The 16,041-nt window shown below is 71.1% G+C and carries 17 protein-coding genes; 6 read left to right on the top strand and 11 right to left on the bottom strand.

Features of this window, described 5'->3' with window-relative positions; genetic code table 11:
* Positions 1-33 precede the first annotated feature (33 nt).
* Positions 34-777: a hypothetical protein gene (locus ACIQZN_RS15185; RefSeq protein WP_403992829.1), complete on the top strand. Its 744-nt coding sequence runs from the start codon at positions 34-36 to the stop codon at positions 775-777.
* A gap of 23 nt (positions 778-800) precedes the next feature.
* On the opposite strand, the gene ACIQZN_RS15180 is transcribed toward ACIQZN_RS15185, so the two are convergent.
* Positions 801-1,382 (bottom strand): TetR/AcrR family transcriptional regulator C-terminal domain-containing protein, encoded by a 582-nt coding sequence (locus ACIQZN_RS15180; protein WP_403993034.1) that lies wholly within the window; start codon positions 1,380-1,382, stop codon positions 801-803.
* A gap of 78 nt (positions 1,383-1,460) precedes the next feature.
* Here ACIQZN_RS15180 and ACIQZN_RS15175 point away from each other — a divergent pair, with 78 nt between their 5' ends.
* The 3 genes from ACIQZN_RS15175 to ACIQZN_RS15165 all read left to right on the top strand — a co-directional run bounded on the left by ACIQZN_RS15175 (position 1,461) and on the right by ACIQZN_RS15165 (position 4,795).
* Positions 1,461-2,708 carry an FAD-dependent monooxygenase gene (locus ACIQZN_RS15175; protein ID WP_403992826.1) on the top strand — a complete coding sequence of 416 codons (1,248 nt, stop codon included), beginning with the start codon at positions 1,461-1,463 and terminating at the stop codon, positions 2,706-2,708.
* Between the two features lie 44 nt (positions 2,709-2,752).
* The gene (locus tag ACIQZN_RS15170; RefSeq protein WP_403992823.1) at positions 2,753-3,538 is read left to right on the top strand and encodes an AraC family transcriptional regulator; all 786 of its coding nucleotides are present in this window, start codon (positions 2,753-2,755) and stop codon (positions 3,536-3,538) included.
* An 84-nt stretch (positions 3,539-3,622) separates the two neighbouring features.
* On the top strand, positions 3,623-4,795 hold the full coding sequence (locus ACIQZN_RS15165) for a 4-hydroxybenzoate 3-monooxygenase (protein WP_403992820.1): 1,173 nt from the start codon (positions 3,623-3,625) through the stop codon (positions 4,793-4,795).
* Here the strand turns inward: ACIQZN_RS15165 and ACIQZN_RS15160 are convergent.
* Positions 4,792-5,571 carry a hypothetical protein gene (locus ACIQZN_RS15160; protein ID WP_403992817.1) on the bottom strand — a complete coding sequence of 260 codons (780 nt, stop codon included), beginning with the start codon at positions 5,569-5,571 and terminating at the stop codon, positions 4,792-4,794. The two genes, ACIQZN_RS15165 and ACIQZN_RS15160, sit on opposite strands and share 4 nt — an antisense overlap.
* Positions 5,571-5,849, bottom strand: coding sequence for a hypothetical protein (locus ACIQZN_RS15155; RefSeq protein ID WP_403992814.1), 279 nt, complete (start codon positions 5,847-5,849; stop codon positions 5,571-5,573). The genes ACIQZN_RS15160 and ACIQZN_RS15155 overlap by 1 nt, the downstream gene beginning before the upstream one ends.
* Here ACIQZN_RS15155 and ACIQZN_RS15150 point away from each other — a divergent pair, their 5' ends adjacent.
* Positions 5,850-6,521, top strand: coding sequence for an SAM-dependent methyltransferase (locus tag ACIQZN_RS15150; protein WP_403992811.1), 672 nt, complete (start codon positions 5,850-5,852; stop codon positions 6,519-6,521).
* A 16-nt stretch (positions 6,522-6,537) separates the two neighbouring features.
* On the opposite strand, the gene ACIQZN_RS15145 is transcribed toward ACIQZN_RS15150, so the two are convergent.
* The 5 genes from ACIQZN_RS15145 to ACIQZN_RS15125 are packed head-to-tail and all read right to left on the bottom strand — an operon-like array spanning position 6,538 to position 12,078.
* A complete protein-coding gene (locus ACIQZN_RS15145; RefSeq protein ID WP_403992809.1) occupies positions 6,538-7,053 on the bottom strand; it encodes a hypothetical protein in 516 nt (171 codons plus the stop codon).
* An 11-nt stretch (positions 7,054-7,064) separates the two neighbouring features.
* On the bottom strand, positions 7,065-8,486 hold the full coding sequence (locus tag ACIQZN_RS15140; protein WP_403992806.1) for an ATP-binding protein: 1,422 nt from the start codon (positions 8,484-8,486) through the stop codon (positions 7,065-7,067).
* Complete coding sequence (locus tag ACIQZN_RS15135; RefSeq protein ID WP_403992803.1) at positions 8,483-9,166, bottom strand: response regulator; 684 nt, start codon at positions 9,164-9,166, stop codon at positions 8,483-8,485. The genes ACIQZN_RS15140 and ACIQZN_RS15135 overlap by 4 nt, the downstream gene beginning before the upstream one ends.
* Before the next feature lie 60 nt (positions 9,167-9,226).
* Complete coding sequence (murJ, locus tag ACIQZN_RS15130; RefSeq protein WP_403992800.1) at positions 9,227-10,918, bottom strand: murein biosynthesis integral membrane protein MurJ; 1,692 nt, start codon at positions 10,916-10,918, stop codon at positions 9,227-9,229.
* Positions 10,915-12,078, bottom strand: coding sequence for a lipid II:glycine glycyltransferase FemX (locus tag ACIQZN_RS15125; RefSeq protein WP_403992797.1), 1,164 nt, complete (start codon positions 12,076-12,078; stop codon positions 10,915-10,917). The genes murJ and ACIQZN_RS15125 overlap by 4 nt, the downstream gene beginning before the upstream one ends.
* Before the next feature lie 283 nt (positions 12,079-12,361).
* Here ACIQZN_RS15125 and ACIQZN_RS15120 point away from each other — a divergent pair, with 283 nt between their 5' ends.
* Complete coding sequence (locus tag ACIQZN_RS15120; RefSeq protein ID WP_403993031.1) at positions 12,362-13,510, top strand: Ig-like domain-containing protein; 1,149 nt, start codon at positions 12,362-12,364, stop codon at positions 13,508-13,510.
* An 86-nt stretch (positions 13,511-13,596) separates the two neighbouring features.
* Here ACIQZN_RS15120 and ACIQZN_RS15115 read toward each other — a convergent pair whose 3' ends face one another.
* Genes ACIQZN_RS15115 through ACIQZN_RS15105 form a run of 3 tightly spaced genes read right to left on the bottom strand, consistent with a single transcriptional unit; the run spans position 13,597 to position 16,039 of the window.
* Complete coding sequence (locus ACIQZN_RS15115) at positions 13,597-14,469, bottom strand: amino acid ABC transporter permease (RefSeq protein WP_403992794.1); 873 nt, start codon at positions 14,467-14,469, stop codon at positions 13,597-13,599.
* Positions 14,466-15,110, bottom strand: coding sequence for an amino acid ABC transporter permease (locus ACIQZN_RS15110; protein WP_403992791.1), 645 nt, complete (start codon positions 15,108-15,110; stop codon positions 14,466-14,468). Before ACIQZN_RS15110 ends, ACIQZN_RS15115 begins: the two co-directional genes overlap by 4 nt.
* Before the next feature lie 17 nt (positions 15,111-15,127).
* A complete protein-coding gene (locus ACIQZN_RS15105) occupies positions 15,128-16,039 on the bottom strand; it encodes a glutamate ABC transporter substrate-binding protein (protein ID WP_403992788.1) in 912 nt (303 codons plus the stop codon).
* Between the last annotated feature and the right edge of the window lie 2 nt (positions 16,040-16,041).

The raw sequence follows: 16,041 nt of genomic DNA, 5'->3' as shown, positions 1-16,041 counted from the left end.
CGTGAGGCCGAATGCCCGCTAACATGCCCGCCCATGACTGACGACGTACGCAACATCGTGCTGGGCGTGATAGCCGCCGGCATCAGTGCCGCCCTCGGCTGGCTCGCGCGCACCTATCTGTGGCGCCGCAAGCTCCGCCGCAAGCAGGCGTTCTTCGGGCTGCCGGGCAACTCCGAGTGCCTGCTCGTCGTCAACCGCGACGCGGGCGGCGACGGTTCGGTGCACCGCTACGACGTGTTCGCCCTGCTGGAACTGTCCGCGCTGATCAAGGACTGCGAGGCGCACGCCCAGATCCTGTCCCACGACATCGCGCAGCAGGGCATCGGGGAGCGGACCGAATTCTGCGTCGGCGGGCCGGTGTCGAACCGTCGGATGGCCGCGCACCTGCACTCCCTGCTCCCCGGTGTGCGGATCAACACCGAACCGGAGCCCGGCCCCGACCGGGGCGCCTTCCAGATCGGCTCGGAGCGCTACCGGGTCGAGAAGGGCGTCAGCGAATACGTGCTGCTCGCCCGGCTGACGACCGGTCAGGATGCCCGACCAGTCTTCCTCTTCTGCGGCCAGCAGGCCATCACCAACCAGGCGGCCACCCGCTACCTGGCCCGCAACCACGAGCGCCTCGCCCGCAAGCACGGCAACAGCACCTTCTGCCTGCTCCTGAAGGTGGTCAACTCCCAGGCATACGGCCCCGACGTGGTCGAGCTCGTCGCCGACGTCACCCGCGCGGCACAGGCCCCGATCCCGGCGCCGCGCACCTCGCACCGCGCGGGGGCCTGAGCGGCCCTTCCCGGCGCGAGCGGTCAGGCACGGGACGAAGAGGCGGCGGCCTCGGTGCGCCGGTCGAGGCCGCCGAGGATGAGCGCGAGGCCCGCCTCGAACGCCTCCTCGTGAGGGAGGACGGGGACGTCGTCCGGCAGGTCCTCGGCGGCCGGCGCCCCCAGGTCCGCCTGCTCCTCCAGCACACAGCCGACCGTGAAGCGCCCGGTGGCCAGCATCGCCGTCTGCGCGTCCCGCTCGGGCACACCGGACGCGACCAGGAAGGCCATCTTGCGGCGGATCCGGTCGAGGTCGCCGGTCGGTGTGCTCCCGGCGTGCAGCCGGGCTCCGTCACGGCGCATCAGCAGCGTGTGGCGGAAGCTCCGTGAGTTCTGCAGGAACCAGGTGCGCCAGTCGTCCCCGGACGACGGCAGCGCCTCGTCGGCATGCGGGGCCATGGCCGCCTCCGCCATGGCCGTGAGGAGGTCCTTCTTGGTCTTGAAGTGGTAGTAGAGCGAGGGCTGCTCGACACCGAGGCGCTTGGCCAGCCGCCGGGTGCTCACCGTATCCAGGCCCACCTCGTCCAGCAGATCCAGCGCTTCGGCGACGACGGTCGCACGGTTCATCTTGGTCACATTGACAATCTATCGGTGATAGAAGACTCTGGAAAGGAATCAATCACTGATAGATTTTGGGTGGCCGACATGACGCACACGCGTGCGAATACTTCGCTGCGGATCCTCGTCGCCGGTGGCGGCGTCGCGGGACAGGCACTGGCCTTCTGGCTCACCCGGGGCGGCCACCGGGTGACGGTCGTGGAGCGCTTCCCGGCGCTGCGCGCCTCGGGCGCCCAGGTGGACCTGCGCGGGCAGGGCATCGAGGCCATCAGGCGCATGGGGCTGCTGGAGACGGTGCGCGGCCGGCTGGTGGACGAGGCGGGCGTGGCCTTCGTCGACTCCCACGGGAAGGCCAGGGCGACGATCATGGCGAACACCTCGGGCAAGGGCCGCCAGACCCTCACCTCGGAGTACGAGATCATGCGCGGAGACCTCGTACGCATCCTGCACAGCGCGACCGAGGACGACACCGAGTACGTCTTCGGCAAGAGCGTCGACGGCTTCGACCAGCACGGGGAGCGGGTCACGGCCCACTTCTCGGACGGGACATCGGGCGAGTACGACCTGCTGATCGGCGCCGACGGACAGGGCTCGCGCACCCGCCGGGCGCTGCTGCCGGAAGGCGTCGACCCCTACTGGCGCACGGGCATCCACATGGCCTACTGGTTCGTCCCGCGCAGCGCGTCCGACAGCAACATCCGCGACACGTACATGGTTCCGGGCGGCCGGCAGATCATGCGGCGCAGCCACAACGCGACCGAGACCCAGGTGTACTTCGTGATGCGCGAGGAGTCGGCGGAGGCGTCCGCTATCCACCGCGCGCCCGTCGAGGAGCAGCGGACGTTCTGGGCCGGGCGGTTCCGGGACGCCGGCTGGCAGACCGACCGGTTCATCGAGGGCATGGCGACGAGTCCGTTCTTCTACTCCCAGGAGGTCGTCCAGGTGCGGATCGGCAGCTGGTCCGAGGGGCGGGTGGTGCTGGCCGGGGACGCGGCGCACTGCGCCTCCCCGTACAGCGGCATGGGCATCTCCGGCGGACTCGTCGGGGCGTACGTCCTGGCCGGGGAGATCAACCGGCACGCGGACGACCTGACGACCGCCCTGGCCGACTACGAGCGGGTCCTGCGGCCCTTCACGGATGCGGTCCAGGGGGAGGTCAACCCCCGCATCCTGCGCGTCGGCATGCCCCTGAACAGGCACGCCATCAGCGTGTTCCAGAACACCACCGCGCTGGCGTGCTTCCTGCGCATCCCCGACCTGGTCGCGCGGCTGTCCAAGGAGGAGCGCGGCGGCGACTGGCGGCTGCCCTCCTACACCGACGCCCTCGCCGCCTGAGCGGGAACGCTCACGGGTCGCGGCCATCGGTAAACTGGCACCCGATGCCGACAAACCGCCAACCCTCGCCGCCGCCCGCCGAGGCGGGGGACCCGATTCTTCAGGGCGGGGCCTGGCTGCCGCACGGTTACCGGCTCGACCCGCACAGCCACCACCAGGGCCAGCTGGTCTACGCCGCCGCCGGAGTGCTGGCCACCACGACGGAGCGCGGCACCTGGGTCGCCCCGGCGGACCGGATCACCTGGACACCCCCGCGCTTCGCCCACGCGCACCGCTTCTACGGGCAGACCGACGTGCGGCTGGTGTCCGTGCCGCGCGATCTGTGCGCCGGCCTCATCGACCACCCCAGCGTCTTCGCGGTGAGCCCGCTGCTGCGCGAGGCCCTGTTGGCGCTCACCGATGAGCCGGAGCGGCGGCCCGGCGCCCACCGGCGTCTTCTCGGCGTGATCGTGGACGAGTTGGTGGATGCCGCGGAGACCTCCCTGCACCTTCCCGAAGCCGGTGACGACCGGCTGCGCGCCGCCACGGATCTGCTGCGCGCGGACCCCGCCCGGCCCGACACACTGGCCGAGCTGGGCCGGGCGGTGGGGGCCGGCGAGCGCACGCTCAGCAGGCTGTTCCACAGCGAGCTGAGCATGAGCTTCCACCGCTGGCGGACCACCCTGCGGATCCACCACGCCCTGGCGCACCTGACCGACGGGATGTCGGTGACGGAGACCGCGGTGGCGTGCGGCTGGTCCAATCCCTCCACCTTCATCGACGCCTTCACCGAAGTCGTGGGCCAGACACCCGGCCGCTACCGGGCCGGGCTCCGCATCCACGGGCGGTAGCCGCCGTCGAGGTTGGCGGGTTTCCGGCATCAGAAGTCGGATGACCGGTGGTTCGCGGTCTGCGGGCCTTTCACAGTGGAGTGCATGACTGAGACACACGAGGACACGACCGTCGTCATCATCGGGGCCGGCGTCGCCGGTCTGACGCTCGGCAACTTCCTGCTGCGTAACGGCGTCGACTGCACCGTGCTGGAGAAGCACCCGCGCGCATACGTCGAACAGCGGCAGCGCGCCGGAACCATCGACACCTACGGAGTGCGCCTGTTCCGCGCGTGGGGCCTCGAAGAGGTCCTGGCGGGCGACCCGATTCCGCACAACGAGGGCGGTTTCCACATCGACGGCCACGCGATGCCGATCGACGTGGACGACGACGAGAACGAAAGCATGTACTGCCCGCAGCAGGTCCTGGTGCGCAACCTCACCGAGGTCTTCCTGCGCGAGGGCGGCGACCTCCGCTACGAAGCCGCCGACGTCGCACTCGAAAACCTCACCGGGGAAGGCCCGGTGGTGCGCTGCCGGGACGCCGACGGCATGGCGCGGGTGGTCCGCGGCGACCGCATCGCCGGCTGCGACGGCTTCCACGGCGTCTCCCGCCGCTCTGTCCCCGCCTCCGAACTGACCGAGTACTCCCACGAGTACGGCTACTCCTGGCTCAGCGTCCTGGCCGCCACCGAGACCGAGCCCTCGGGGATGGCGATCCACGAACGGGGCCTGGCCGGGATGATTCCCCGAGGCCCCGGGGCCAGCCGCGTCTACCTGCAGTGCGCGGTCGACGACACCCCCGAGCAGTGGCCGGACGAGCGCGTCTGGAGCGAGCTGGAGGCCCGCTTCGGCACCCCGCCGGCGCGCGGCGAGATCCTGTCCAAGCAGATCGTCCCGCTGCGCAGCGTGGTGTTCGACCCGATGAGCTACGGCAACCTCTACCTCCTGGGCGACGCCGCCCACATCGTGCCGCCGATGAGCGCCAAGGGCATCCACCTGGCGCTGCACGACGCCGAGGTCTTCGCCCGCGCGGTGATCCGCCATGCCGAGGAGGGCGATGCCGGCCTCCTCGACAGCTACTCGCAGACCTGCCTGGACCACATCTGGAACTACCAGGCGTTCGCCACCTGGATCACCGACCTCATGCACAACGCCGGATTCACCGGCTACGAGGGCGAGTTCAAGAAGAGGATCGCCCGGGCGGAGCTCCAGCGCCAGTTCACCTCGGAGGCGGCGAACAAGCTGTTCGGCGAATTGACCGCCGGCACCAACTAGTCCGCCGGCACGATGCTCTCGGGCCCGGTCCGCTCACCGCCGCGCGGCCGCCGGCGCAGCCCGCCGAGCATCGGCATGGTCAGACCGGCGAAGAGGAAGAGGACGGCGAGCCCGCTCAGTGCCGGGCTCACCGCTTCCTCGACGTCGAGGGACCAGGGGCTGCCGAGTGCGTAACAGACGAGGTACGAGCCCTTGGACATGGTGTAGCCGACGCCCAGCACGGCCGCGAGCGCGCACAGGGCGAACCCCGCACCGGTCCAGGGGCGGGTGGTCCGGGACCGGCGGGCGGTCCGGCCGCACATGAAGACGAGTTCGGCGCAGGTGATCAGGACGTAGAAGAGGTAGACGAGCAGATAGGCGGTCACGGAGGAGTGGTCGGCGTACGCCGTGGTGAACTCGACGTCCTGGCCGTTCGTGACGACGAAGAGCGGGACCATGACGGCCAGCACGACGACCGCCAGGCACACGCGCTGGTACAGGGCGGCCCGCAGGTACTCCGGGCGGTAGGCCAGGTCCACCATCGTCATCTGCAGCGCCGCGCACCAGAGGATGGCGCAGATGTGCGCCACCAGCTTCCCCGCGTTGTCCAGGCCGGTGACCTCCTCGGCCGCCCCGGCGACCGCGGGGACCGCGAAGAGGACGCCCACGGTGCACACGCCGAACGCGACGGCGATCAACCAGGTGAACACGCGCGGGTGGTGAAGGGCTCTCCGGGCGCAGAGCACGGTGACGATCACTCCGGCGACCGTGCAGGCGCCGAATATCATGCCGTCCATCAGAGACCTTCCAATGCATCGGCCGCGTACTGGGCGGCTTCGGTTTCGGTCCTTCGCCTCCGGGCCCTCTTCGGCTTCCCGGCGCCCGGCACGGCGGGGAGGCCGAGCGCTTCGCGCCGGTGTTCCAGGTGCGCGACCACCGCACGGACCTCGCTCTCCGGCAGATCGCCCAGCAGGACGAGCAGGCGGCGGGCGAGAGGGTCCTCGAAGGCTTCGAGTGCCGCGAGGTCGTCGTAGCCGGGGTGCGGCAGCAGGTGGGCCGGCGAGAGGAGCGCCATGTGAGGCAGCACGGCTTACCCGTCCCGGTGATCGACACCGGTCGGCCGCACTCCGCAAGGATCTACGACTACCTGCTCGGCGGCAAGGACAACTACCGGGTGGACCAGCAGGCCGGTGACGAACTCGTCGCCGCCGCGACCCAGGAACGAGCCGGTGCCCGGGCCAACCGCGCCTTCCTGGAACGCGCGGTCCGCCATGTCGTCGGCGCGGGCCTGCGGCAGGTCCTCGACATCGGCACCGGGCTGCCCCATTCCCCCAATGTGCACGAGGTCGCCCTCGATGCGGCGCCCGATGTGCGCGTCGCGTACGTCGACAACGACCCGATCGTCATCGCACACGCGGACGCCCTGCTGCGCGGCTCCGGCGTGGTCGGCGTCGCGCTCGCCGACCCCCGCGACCCGCGGGCCGTCGTGGAGCATCCCCAGGTCCGCGAGGTCATCGACTTCGACCGGCCCCTCGCCCTGCTCCTCACCTCGGTGCTGCACTTCCTCACCGACGCGCAGGAACCCCAACAGGTCGTCGCCCACACGGAGATCGAGAAGTTCTTCGAGGGCTTCGAGCTGCTGACGCCGGGCCTCGTTCCCGTTCCGTCCTGGCGCCCGGACGCACCCGTCGCGGCGCGACCGGCCACGGTCGGCGTCTACGGGGCGGTCGCCCGCAAGGCCGGCTGAACGGCCGGGGCGCGGGTCAGACCGCGCAGCGCGTGGGGCCGATGACTCCGTCGGTGCCGGTCACCGTGACCACCTCCGTACGGTCGGCGGTACTGGCCGTGGCCGCGGTGCAGACGATCTGCTGGCGGGCGGCCTGGGAGAGGCCGGTGACCGGGAGGTTGACGGTGGCCTTCACACCGTCGGCGCTCAGCTCGACGGCCGCTTTCACCTGACCGCTGGGCAGCTCCGAGCGCAGTCCGGCCTCGCGCTCCGACCTGGTGGGCCCTTCGAAGAGCAGGTACAGGGGGGCGGACGCCCCGTTGGGCCGGTTGTCCTCATAGGCGCCGCCCTCGACGCCGTCCGGGGGGATGATGGTCCGGATGACCGGCATCAACCGGGACGCCGAGGACGAGGACACGAAGTACACCAGGGCGCCGCGCTGGCCGGCCGGCGCCACCTCCACGGTCGCCGGTTCACCCGCCTCCACGACGTCCGTCGCACGGATCCCGCACCCGGTGGCGAGCAGCAGTACGGGCAGCAGCGCGCCGAGCACGCGCCGGCCCCTCACCGCTTCCCCGTCGGCAGCTCCACGGTGAACACCGCGCCGCCCACGGGACGGTTCGCCGCGCACACCGTCCCCCCGTGCAGCCGTACGTTCTCCTGGGCGATGGCGAGGCCGAGGCCGCTGCCCGCCGACCGGGTCCGGGCCGCGTCGGCCTTGTAGAACCGGTCGAAGATGTGCGGGAGCACCGCCGCGTCGATGCCCGGGCCGCTGTCCTCCACCTCCACGACGAGCCGGTCGCCTCCGCGTACCCGTACGGTGACGGGCTCCGCGCCGTGCCGCAGGGCGTTGCCGACCAGGTTGGCGACGACCACGTCGAAGCGGCGCGGATCGAGCACTGCCCGTACGCCGTTCGGGAGTTCGGTGGTGACCCGGCCCTCCCAGCGGCGGGCCTGGAGCGTCTTGCGGACGGTCTCGGCGACGTCCACCTCGTCCAGGTGCAGCTCGGCGGCGCGGGCGTCGAAGCGGGATATCTCCATCAAGTCCTCGACCAGGGTGGCCAGTTTGCCGGTCTCCGTGCTGATCAGGCGGACGGCGGCGGCGGTGTCGGGGCGCAGTTCACCGGCGTCCTCGTCCAGGACCTCGGTCACGGCGAGCATACCGGCGAGCGGGGTGCGCAGTTCGTGGGAGACGTCGGACGCGAAACGCCTGGCCCGCTCCTCGGCCCGGCGCAACTCCTCGACGGACTCCTGGAGTTTTTTGGACGACTCGTTGAACGTCCAGGCGAGTTCGGCGAGTTCGTCGGCACCGCGCACCGTGATCCGGGTGTCGAGCTCCCCCCTGCCGATGCCCGCCGCCGCCCGGCGCAGATCGCGGACCGGGCGCAGGACGCTGCGGGCGGCGAGCAGCGCGGGCACCAGGGCGACGAGCAGGGCGGGCAGGGCGCCGTCGCGGGCGGCGGTGACCATGGCGGCCACATTGGCGTCCTCGGTGGACAGCGGCATCACGGCGTAGAGGACGAGGCCGGTGGGCTGTCTGCCGTCGCCCCGGTTGAAGAGGGCGGGCATGCCGACGGTCAGCCAGGGTTTGTCGTCCTTGACGACGCGCTGGAACGAGCCGTGCGTGTTGTCGCGGGTGGCCGTGCGCAGCCCGGCGGTGATCACCCCGGAGGAGGACCGGTCCGATGAGGAGGCCCGCAGCTTCCCGTACTCGGCGAACACGGTCCAGCCGCGCCCGCCGCCCGCACGGGCCAGCTCCAGGCAGACGTGGCGCAGCTGCTCGCTGTCGATGGGGAGGCTGACGGACTGGGCGTTGATCCGGTCGCGGAACTGGGCGACGGCGGAGTCCTGCGCCTGCTGGAGGATCGCGGAACGGGCCTCGCGATAGGTGAGGGCGGCGGTGGTGGCCGCGCTGACGGCCGCCACGAACAGGAACGCCGCGATCAGCCGGGTGCGGAGGCCGAGGCGGGCGGCGAACAGTTTCACGTGAGCGGTCCGAAGCGGTAGCCGAAGCCTCTTACCGTCTGGATGTAGCAGGGGCTGCCCGGGACATCCTCGATCTTCTGGCGGAGGCGGCGGACGCAGGCGTCGACCAGGCGGGCGTCGCCGTGGTAGCTGTGCTCCCACACGTGTTCCAGGAGCTGCTGGCGGCTGAAGACCTGTTCGGGCGAGGCCGAGAGGTGGAGCAGCAGCTTCAGTTCGGAGGGGGCGAGGAGCAGCCGTTCGCCGCCCTTGGCGACGGCGAGGCCCGCGCGGTCGACGGCCAGTGCGCCGTGCGACTCGATGCCGCCGCGCCCGGCGGGGACGGCGAGCCGGCGCAGCACGGCCCGGATGCGGGCCTCGATGACCTCGGTACGGGCGGGCTTGACGATGTAGTCGTCGGCGCCGGCCTCCAGGCCCACGACGACATCGAAGTCGTCGCCGCGCGCGGTCAGCATGATCACGGGGAGCTGGCTGGTCTCGCGGATGCGGCGGCAGACCTGGACGCCGTTCATGCCGGGCAGCATCAGGTCGAGGAGGACCAGGTCCGGCCGGAACTCGCCGAGCGCGGCGAGCCCCGCCTCGCCGGTGCCGACGGCCCGCAGTTCGTGGCCGCGCCTGCGCAGGCCCAGCTCGACCCCTTCGCGTACGGAGGGGTCGTCTTCTATCAGGAGCACGCGAGGCATGGCGTCAGTATCCCAGCGATCAAGGAATGAATTCGAACGGGCGGACGAGCACGGGCCGGTTCAGCCGCGCCGCAGCCGGCCCCGTGCGGCGTTCAGCGCACCGCTCACCTCGGTGAGCCGCAGCGGCCGGGCCAGCCCCGCCACGACCAGCGCGAGGACAACCGTCCCGGCGCCCAGCGCGGCGAAGTCCCCGAGTCCCGAGCCCTCCGTGTCGACGGCGCGGGCCGCCCCGTACGCCAGCGCCCCGGCCGGCACACACGCGACCACCAGCCGCACATGCGCCCACACTCCGGGCGAGCGGCCGAGCGAGGGGCGCGGCGCGCCGCGCGGCGAGAGCCTGCGGTGGAGCACGTACGCGGTGACGGCGAAGCCGGTGAGCAGGGCGACGGAGTACGCGCCCGCCATGCCGGTCACCGCCCAACGCGCGGGCAGCGTCAGATAGGCGACGACCGAGAGCCCGGCGTTGAGGGCCGCGATGACCAGGTTCAACAGGAACGGGGTGCGGGTGTCGCTCATCGCGTAGAACCCGCGCGAGAGCACGTACTGCCCGGAGAACGCGATGAGCCCGGGGGCGAACGCGGCCATCATGCCCGCCATCACCGTGATGTCCGCCGGGCCGGTGCGCCCGTAGCCGAAGACCGCGCCCATCACCCAGGGCGCCAGCGCCAGCAGCAGCGCGGCGGCCGGGACCACCACGGCGGCGGAGGTGCGCAGCGCGTACGAGAGGTCCCGCCGCACCCCGGCGAGGTCACCGCCGGCCGCCGCGCGGCTCATGCGCGGCATCAGCGCGGTCACGAGGCTGACGGTCACGATGCCCTGCGGGACGACCCACAGCTGATAGGCGTAGCTGTACGCGGTGTAGCCGGCGCCGCCCGCGAGGTGCTGGTCCACGGCGTGCTGGCCGCTCGCGGTGGAGAGACGGGTGATCACCCAGTACGCGACCTGATTGGTGAGGACGAGCATCACGAGCCAGCCGGCGGCCCGCAGCGGCCGGGTCAGTCCGCTGCCGCGCCAGTCGAACCGGGGCCGCCAGCGGAACTCGGCTGCGCGCAGCGAGGGCACCAGGGCGAGGCTCTGCACGGCGATGCCCGCCGTGGTGCCCCAGCCGAGCCACTGGGCCTGCGCGGAGCTGAGGGTGCCGCCGGAGCCCGCCGCCGTCCAGAGGTAGAGCCCGAACACAGCGATGATCACGAGGTTGTTGAGGACCGGCGTCCACATCATCGCGCCGAACCGGTCGCGGGCGTTGAGGACTTGGCCGAGGAGCGTGAACAGGCCGTAGAAGAGGATCTGCGGCAGGCAGTAGCGGGCCAGGGCGATGGTGAGTTCGGCCTGGTCGCCGTCGTAGGTGGGGGCGTACACATGGATGATCAGCGGTGCGCCGAGGACCGCGAGCGCGGTGAGGGCGAGGAGGCCGACCGTGCACAGGGTGAGCAGGCGGTCGGTGTACGCGGCCCCGCCGTCGCTGTGTTCCCTGGCGGCGCGGACGAGCTCGGGGACGAACACCGCGTTGAGGGCGCCGCCGATGAGCAGGATGTAGAGGATGTTGGGCACGGTGTTGGCGACCGTGTACCCGTCGGCCCGCAGTCCGGTGCCGAGCGCGGCGACGACGACCGCCGAGCGTATGAACCCCGTGGCCCGCGAGACGATGGACCCGGCGGCCATCACGGCGCCGCTGCGCAGCACCGATCCGGAGCCGCGCGCGCCGCTCTCCTCGGGGGCGGCCGCCTCCGGGGCGGTGCCGGCGGCCGTCACCGGCGTGCCAGGTACGCCTGGAACGCCCGGTACAACGTGTTGTTGGCGGCTCCGCCCACCGATGTCTCCCACTCTCCGAGGGTCTCCACGACCTCCCCGCCGGTGCCCAGCTTCCAGCGCAGCAGCCCGAAGGGCCGGTCGTGGGGATCGAGGGTGGAGGATACCCCGCGCATGTCGTACACCTCCGCGCCGCCGGCGAGGGCGTCGCACATCATCTGCCATTGCAGGGCGTTGCTGGGGCGCACCTCGCGGCGGTGGTCGGCGGAGGCGCCCGTCTGGTACCAGACCCGCCTGCCGGTGCTGATCATGGTGTGGGCGGCCAGGATCTCGCCGTCGTGCACGGCGAGGCAGAGCTTCATCCGGCCCGGCTCCTCGGCGTTGAGCGCGGCGTACTGGCGCTGGTAGTAGCCGAGCGAGCGGCCGAGCCGGAAGCCGTCGCGCTCCTCGGTGATCCTCAGCAGCCGGTGGAACTCGGGCAGTTCGGCGGCGCTCCCGGTCACGATCCGCACCCCCGCCTTCTGCGCGCGGCGGACGTTGCGGCGCCACTCCTGGTTGAGCCCGGACCACAGGTCCTCGGTGGTGCGTCCGGCGAGCGGCACCCGGAACACGTACCGGGGCTGGGCGTCCGCGTCGTCGCCGTCCCCGCCGCAGCGCCGCCAGCCGCGGGCCCGCAGCCGGTCGGCCACGGCGGCCCCGAGCGGGTCGACCTCGCTCGCCAGGACGTCGCCGACGGCGCACCCGGGGCCGGCGGCGGCCTTGAGGCGGGCGCCGGTCCAGCGGCGGTAGGCGGGGCTGGGCCCGATGCGGACGGCGAACGCCCCGGCCGCGCGCAGGTGCGCGAGCAGGGGGCGCAGCCAGCGGTCCATTCCGGGGTCGGCCCAGTCGGCGGCCGGGCCCTCCGGGAGATAGGCGAAGTATTTCCGGGTGCCCGGGAATTGCCGGTAGAGGACGAGTGCGCTGCCGCTCAGGGTGCCGTCGTCGTCGTGCCAGCCGAGGCTTTCCGAGGACCAGCCCTCTTTCACCCCGGCCCAGGAGGGGTGCTGCAGGAAGCTGGCGTCGGCCCGCGTGGCCAGGTGGGCGCGGTGCGCGTCCACGGTGAGGCCGTGGACGCGCAGGTCCCGCTCCCTGCTGCGGTCTCCGGTCGCGAGCAGCGCTGACATGTCGGTGGCCCTCCCCCTCGTGGGCCCCGCGGTCTGCTCTGCGGGGCTGCACAGGATGCTCACAGCGGTCCATGACGGGTCCGCGCGCCGAATGTGACCGGACGATGACCGTTGCGCTGCGCTTCCCGTCACACAAGGAATTCCTGCTTTTCCGCAGATTTACGGAACTTAGGCTCCGGTGCGTTCCTCTTCACCGATGACCGAACACGGCTCTGGAGGCTTTCCGTTGATTCCCGCATTCCTGATACCGGCGCGCCCGCAGCGCCCCGCCCGGCTCGCGCTGATGGCCGGCTGCGCGGTGCTCGGAGTCACCCTCACGGCCTGTTCCGGCGGCGCCGCCGCCTCGGACAAGAACGGTGAGCCCGCTCCCTCGAAGGCGGCGCCGGCCTCCATCTCGGTCAACCTGCGCGGCACCGCGGCCGCCGCGGGGAAGCCGGTGACGGTGACCCTGGCGGCCGGGAAGCTGAGTGAGGTGACCGTCTCGGCCGGGAAGGACGGCATGCTCAGCGGCCGGATATCCGCCGACGGGCGGACCTGGACGTCCGACCGGGCGGCGGCGCCCGGCACCGCGTACCGCGTGGAGGCGCGCGACTCCTCGGGCGGCAGCGACACGGCCTCGTTCACGACGAAGGCGGCCGACAAGGTGAACAAGCTGACGCTGGCGCCCGGCAAGAACACGACGGTGGGCATCGCGCAGCCGCTGTCGATCGTGTTCGACAACCCGGTCAAGGACAAGGCGGCCGTGGAGAAGGCCCTCAAGGTGTCCACCTCGAACCACACCGAGGGCTCCTGGGGCTGGCTGCGCGACTACTCGGGCCGCGACCGCGTCGACTGGCGCCCCAAGGAGTACTGGAAGTCCGGGACGCGCATCACGCTGGACGCCGAGCTCAACGGCGTCGACTCGGGCCAGGGCGGCGGCTTCTTCGTACGGGATTACGCGACGACCTTCACGGTGGGCGCGAGCCAGGTGGTGAAGGTGGACCTGGACCGGCACCGGCTGGCGCTGCAGCGGGACGGCCGGACGGTCATGGACGTGCCGGTGTCGGGCGGCACCCCGGGCGGCGACAAGCGGTCGTGGCGGGGGACGGCCGTGCTGATGGCGAAGGAGGGCACGATCAACATGCGCTCCGAGACGGTGGGCCTGGGCCACACGTACGACAAGATGGTCGACTACTCGATGCGGCTGACCTGGTCGGGCATGTACGCCCACGCGGCGCCGTGGAACGCGGCGTACTTCGGGGTGGCGAACCACAGTTCGGGGTGTGTCGGGATGAGCGACGCGAACGCCGCCGCCCTCTACCGGCAGGCCCACGTCGGCGACCCGTTCGAGATCACGGGCGCGGAGACCAAGGGCACGGTCGCGGAGGGCAACGGCTACGGGGCGTGGAACGTCTCGTGGGACGAGTGGCAGACGAGGAGCGCCCTCGGCTGACCGGTCCGCCGGCGCACAGCTGACCTTCTTCCCGCGTGCGAGAAGTGATCACCGGCTGCTGCCGGGCGGACCCCGCTCCCGTCCTTCTACCGCCCTCCCGGCATCAGCGTGCCGGGCTGTGCCGGTCCGACGCCCACCGCCTCCGTCTTCGGGTTGCGTCGTTGCCGCCTCGCCACCCAGGTGGCGAACCAGGAGAGCAGCATGCACATCCCGATGTAGATCGGTGAGATCACCATCACCACAGGGATGAAAGGCAGATCGTAGTCCAAATTGGAGGCGATGAGCTTGCCCGCGTGGAGGAATTCCTCGTACGTGATGAGGTAGCCGAGCGAGGTGTCCTTCAGGGCCACCACCAGCTGGCTGATGATGGTGGGCAGCATCGCGCGGATCGCCTGCGGTGCCAGGACGAAGGTGGTGACCTGCGTCTTCCGCATGCCCAGCGCGTACGCCGCCTCGCGCTGGCCGCGCTCCACGGAGTTGATGCCGGTACGGAACACCTCGGCGAGCACCGAGCCGTTGTAGAGCATCAGTCCGGCGACCAGCGCGGGGAGCGGCTGCACCTTCAGCGCCACGAAGATGAAGAAGATCATCACCAGGACGGGCATGGCGCGGAAGAACTCGACGAGGATCGTCGCCACCCAGCGCACCGGGCGGTGTTCGGACAGCCGCCCGACCGCGAGGACGGCGCCGAGGGCCAGGGAGAGGACGGCGGCGTACGCGAACGCCTTGAGGGTGTTGCCGAGTCCGCGCAGCAGGAGTTCCTGGATGCCCTTGTACTCGAAGGGCGTCCACTTGGCGCTGGTGAACTGGTCGGTGTCGAAGAGGAGATAGATCACCCAGCCGATCAGGGCGAGGATGAGGACCGTGGAGACGATCCCGTAGAGGCGGTGCCGTTTACGGGTGTGCGGTCCCGGGATGTCGTACAGGGCGTTGGCGGTGGGTGCGGTGTGGGCGGTCATCGGGCGACTCCCCAGCGCTTTTCCATGATGTGGAAGAGCGCGCTGATGGCGAGGGTGATGATCAGGTACCCCACGGCGATCCAGACGAAGGTCCAGATGATGCTGTATCCCAGCTCGTTGAGGGTCTTGTAGGTGCCGAGGAGTTCGGTGACGCTGAACGCCCCGGCGATCGCCGAGTTCTTGGCGAGCGCGATGAGCGTCGAGCCGATCGGCGGGATCACCGAGCGGAACGCCTGCGGCAGCACGATGGAGCCCAGGCTCTGCCCGAAGGTCATCCCGAGGCTCCGGGCCGCCTCGCCCTGCCCGGTGGGCACGGTGTTGATGCCGGAGCGCAGCACCTCGCAGATGAACGCGGAGGTGTAGCAGCCCAGCGCCAGGATCGCGAACACGTTGAACGGCAGGACGAGCCCGAAGCGCGGCAGGCCGAGGAGCACGGCGAAGAAGAGCAGGGTCAGCGGGGTGTTGCGCAGGATCGTCACCCACACCGTGCCGAACACCCGGAGCGAGCCGACGGGCGCCACCCGGAAGGAGGCCATGACGAAGCCGAGGACCAGGGCCAGGATCGAGGCGTAGACGGTGAGTTCGAGGGTGCCGAGGAAGCCCTTGCCGTAGAGCGAGAAGTTGTCGGTGAGTACGTCCATGGGTATGGGCCGTCCTCTCAGTTCGCCGGGTAGCGGTCGATGGGCGGCGGCTTGGGCGCGGGCGCGCCGGACAGACCGAGGGTCGCCTCGAACGCCTTCTTCCAGTTGCCGTTCTTCTCGTTCGCCTCCAGCGCGTCGTTGAGCGCGAAGCGCAGCGCGTTGTCGCCGCGCGGGACCCCGATGCCGTACGGCTCCTCGGAGAAGGGCTTGCCGACGACCTTCATCTCGTCGGGCGCCTTGGCGGCGAAGCCCAGCAGGATCGCGTCGTCGGTGGTGACGACGTCGACCTGGAAGGTCAGCAGGTTGTCGACACAGATCGAGTAGGTGTCGTAAGCGACCAGCTTCGCCTTCGGATAGTCGGCGGCGATCCGCTGGTACGGGGTCGAGCCCGCGGCGGAGCAGACCGTCTTGCCGGCCAGGTCCTGCGGTCCGTGGATGTCGTCCTCGTCGCTGCGCACCAGGAGCCCCTGGCCCGCCATGTAATAGGGACCGGCGAAGCCGACGAGCTTCTTGCGCATGTCGTTGATGGTGTAGGTGCCGACGTAGTAGTCGATCTGCCCGTTCTGGAGGGCGGTCTCGCGGTTGGCGGAGGCGATCGTCTTGAAGCGGATCGTCTTCGGATCGAAGCCCAGCGAGGCGGACATCATGCGGGCGATCTCGATGTCGAAGCCGGAGTAGACACCGGTGGCCGGGTCCTTCTCGCCCAGGTAGGGCTGGTCCTCCTTGGCACCCACCCGGAGGTAGCCGCGCTTCTTCGCGTTCCGCCAGGTCCGGGAGTCCGGCAGCCGGAAGTCCTTGTCGACCCGGTAGACGGGCAGTTGGTCGGCCTTCGGACCCTTGACCGGCGGGCTGCCCTCCTTGCCGCAGGCGGCGGCGAAGAGGGCGAGCAGCAGGCCGGCACAGGCGGCCAGCAGTTTCCTCGTACGCAACT

It is taken from the genome of Streptomyces sp. NPDC097595, from assembly GCF_044761525.1.
GTDB lineage: Bacteria > Actinomycetota > Actinomycetes > Streptomycetales > Streptomycetaceae > Streptomyces > Streptomyces drozdowiczii_A.
Note: the sequence above shows the minus strand (reverse complement) of the source record. Positions and strands in the feature narration are given on the sequence as shown.

Bases quoted from the DNA above. Each gene is read 5' to 3' on its own strand.
- ACIQZN_RS15185 (WP_403992829.1), top strand. From the start codon at position 34: ATGACTGACGACGTACGCAACATCGTGCTGGGCGTGATAGCCGCCGGC.
- ACIQZN_RS15180 (WP_403993034.1), bottom strand. From the start codon at position 1,382: ATGAACCGTGCGACCGTCGTCGCCGAAGCGCTGGATCTGCTGGACGAG.
- ACIQZN_RS15175 (WP_403992826.1), top strand. From the start codon at position 1,461: ATGACGCACACGCGTGCGAATACTTCGCTGCGGATCCTCGTCGCCGGT.
- ACIQZN_RS15170 (WP_403992823.1), top strand. From the start codon at position 2,753: ATGCCGACAAACCGCCAACCCTCGCCGCCGCCCGCCGAGGCGGGGGAC.
- ACIQZN_RS15165 (WP_403992820.1), top strand. From the start codon at position 3,623: ATGACTGAGACACACGAGGACACGACCGTCGTCATCATCGGGGCCGGC.
- ACIQZN_RS15160 (WP_403992817.1), bottom strand. From the start codon at position 5,571: ATGGACGGCATGATATTCGGCGCCTGCACGGTCGCCGGAGTGATCGTC.
- ACIQZN_RS15155 (WP_403992814.1), bottom strand. From the start codon at position 5,849: ATGGCGCTCCTCTCGCCGGCCCACCTGCTGCCGCACCCCGGCTACGAC.
- ACIQZN_RS15135 (WP_403992803.1), bottom strand. From the start codon at position 9,166: ATGCCTCGCGTGCTCCTGATAGAAGACGACCCCTCCGTACGCGAAGGG.
- ACIQZN_RS15125 (WP_403992797.1), bottom strand. From the start codon at position 12,078: ATGTCAGCGCTGCTCGCGACCGGAGACCGCAGCAGGGAGCGGGACCTG.
- ACIQZN_RS15120 (WP_403993031.1), top strand. From the start codon at position 12,362: ATGGCCGGCTGCGCGGTGCTCGGAGTCACCCTCACGGCCTGTTCCGGC.
- ACIQZN_RS15115 (WP_403992794.1), bottom strand. From the start codon at position 14,469: ATGACCGCCCACACCGCACCCACCGCCAACGCCCTGTACGACATCCCG.
- ACIQZN_RS15110 (WP_403992791.1), bottom strand. From the start codon at position 15,110: ATGGACGTACTCACCGACAACTTCTCGCTCTACGGCAAGGGCTTCCTC.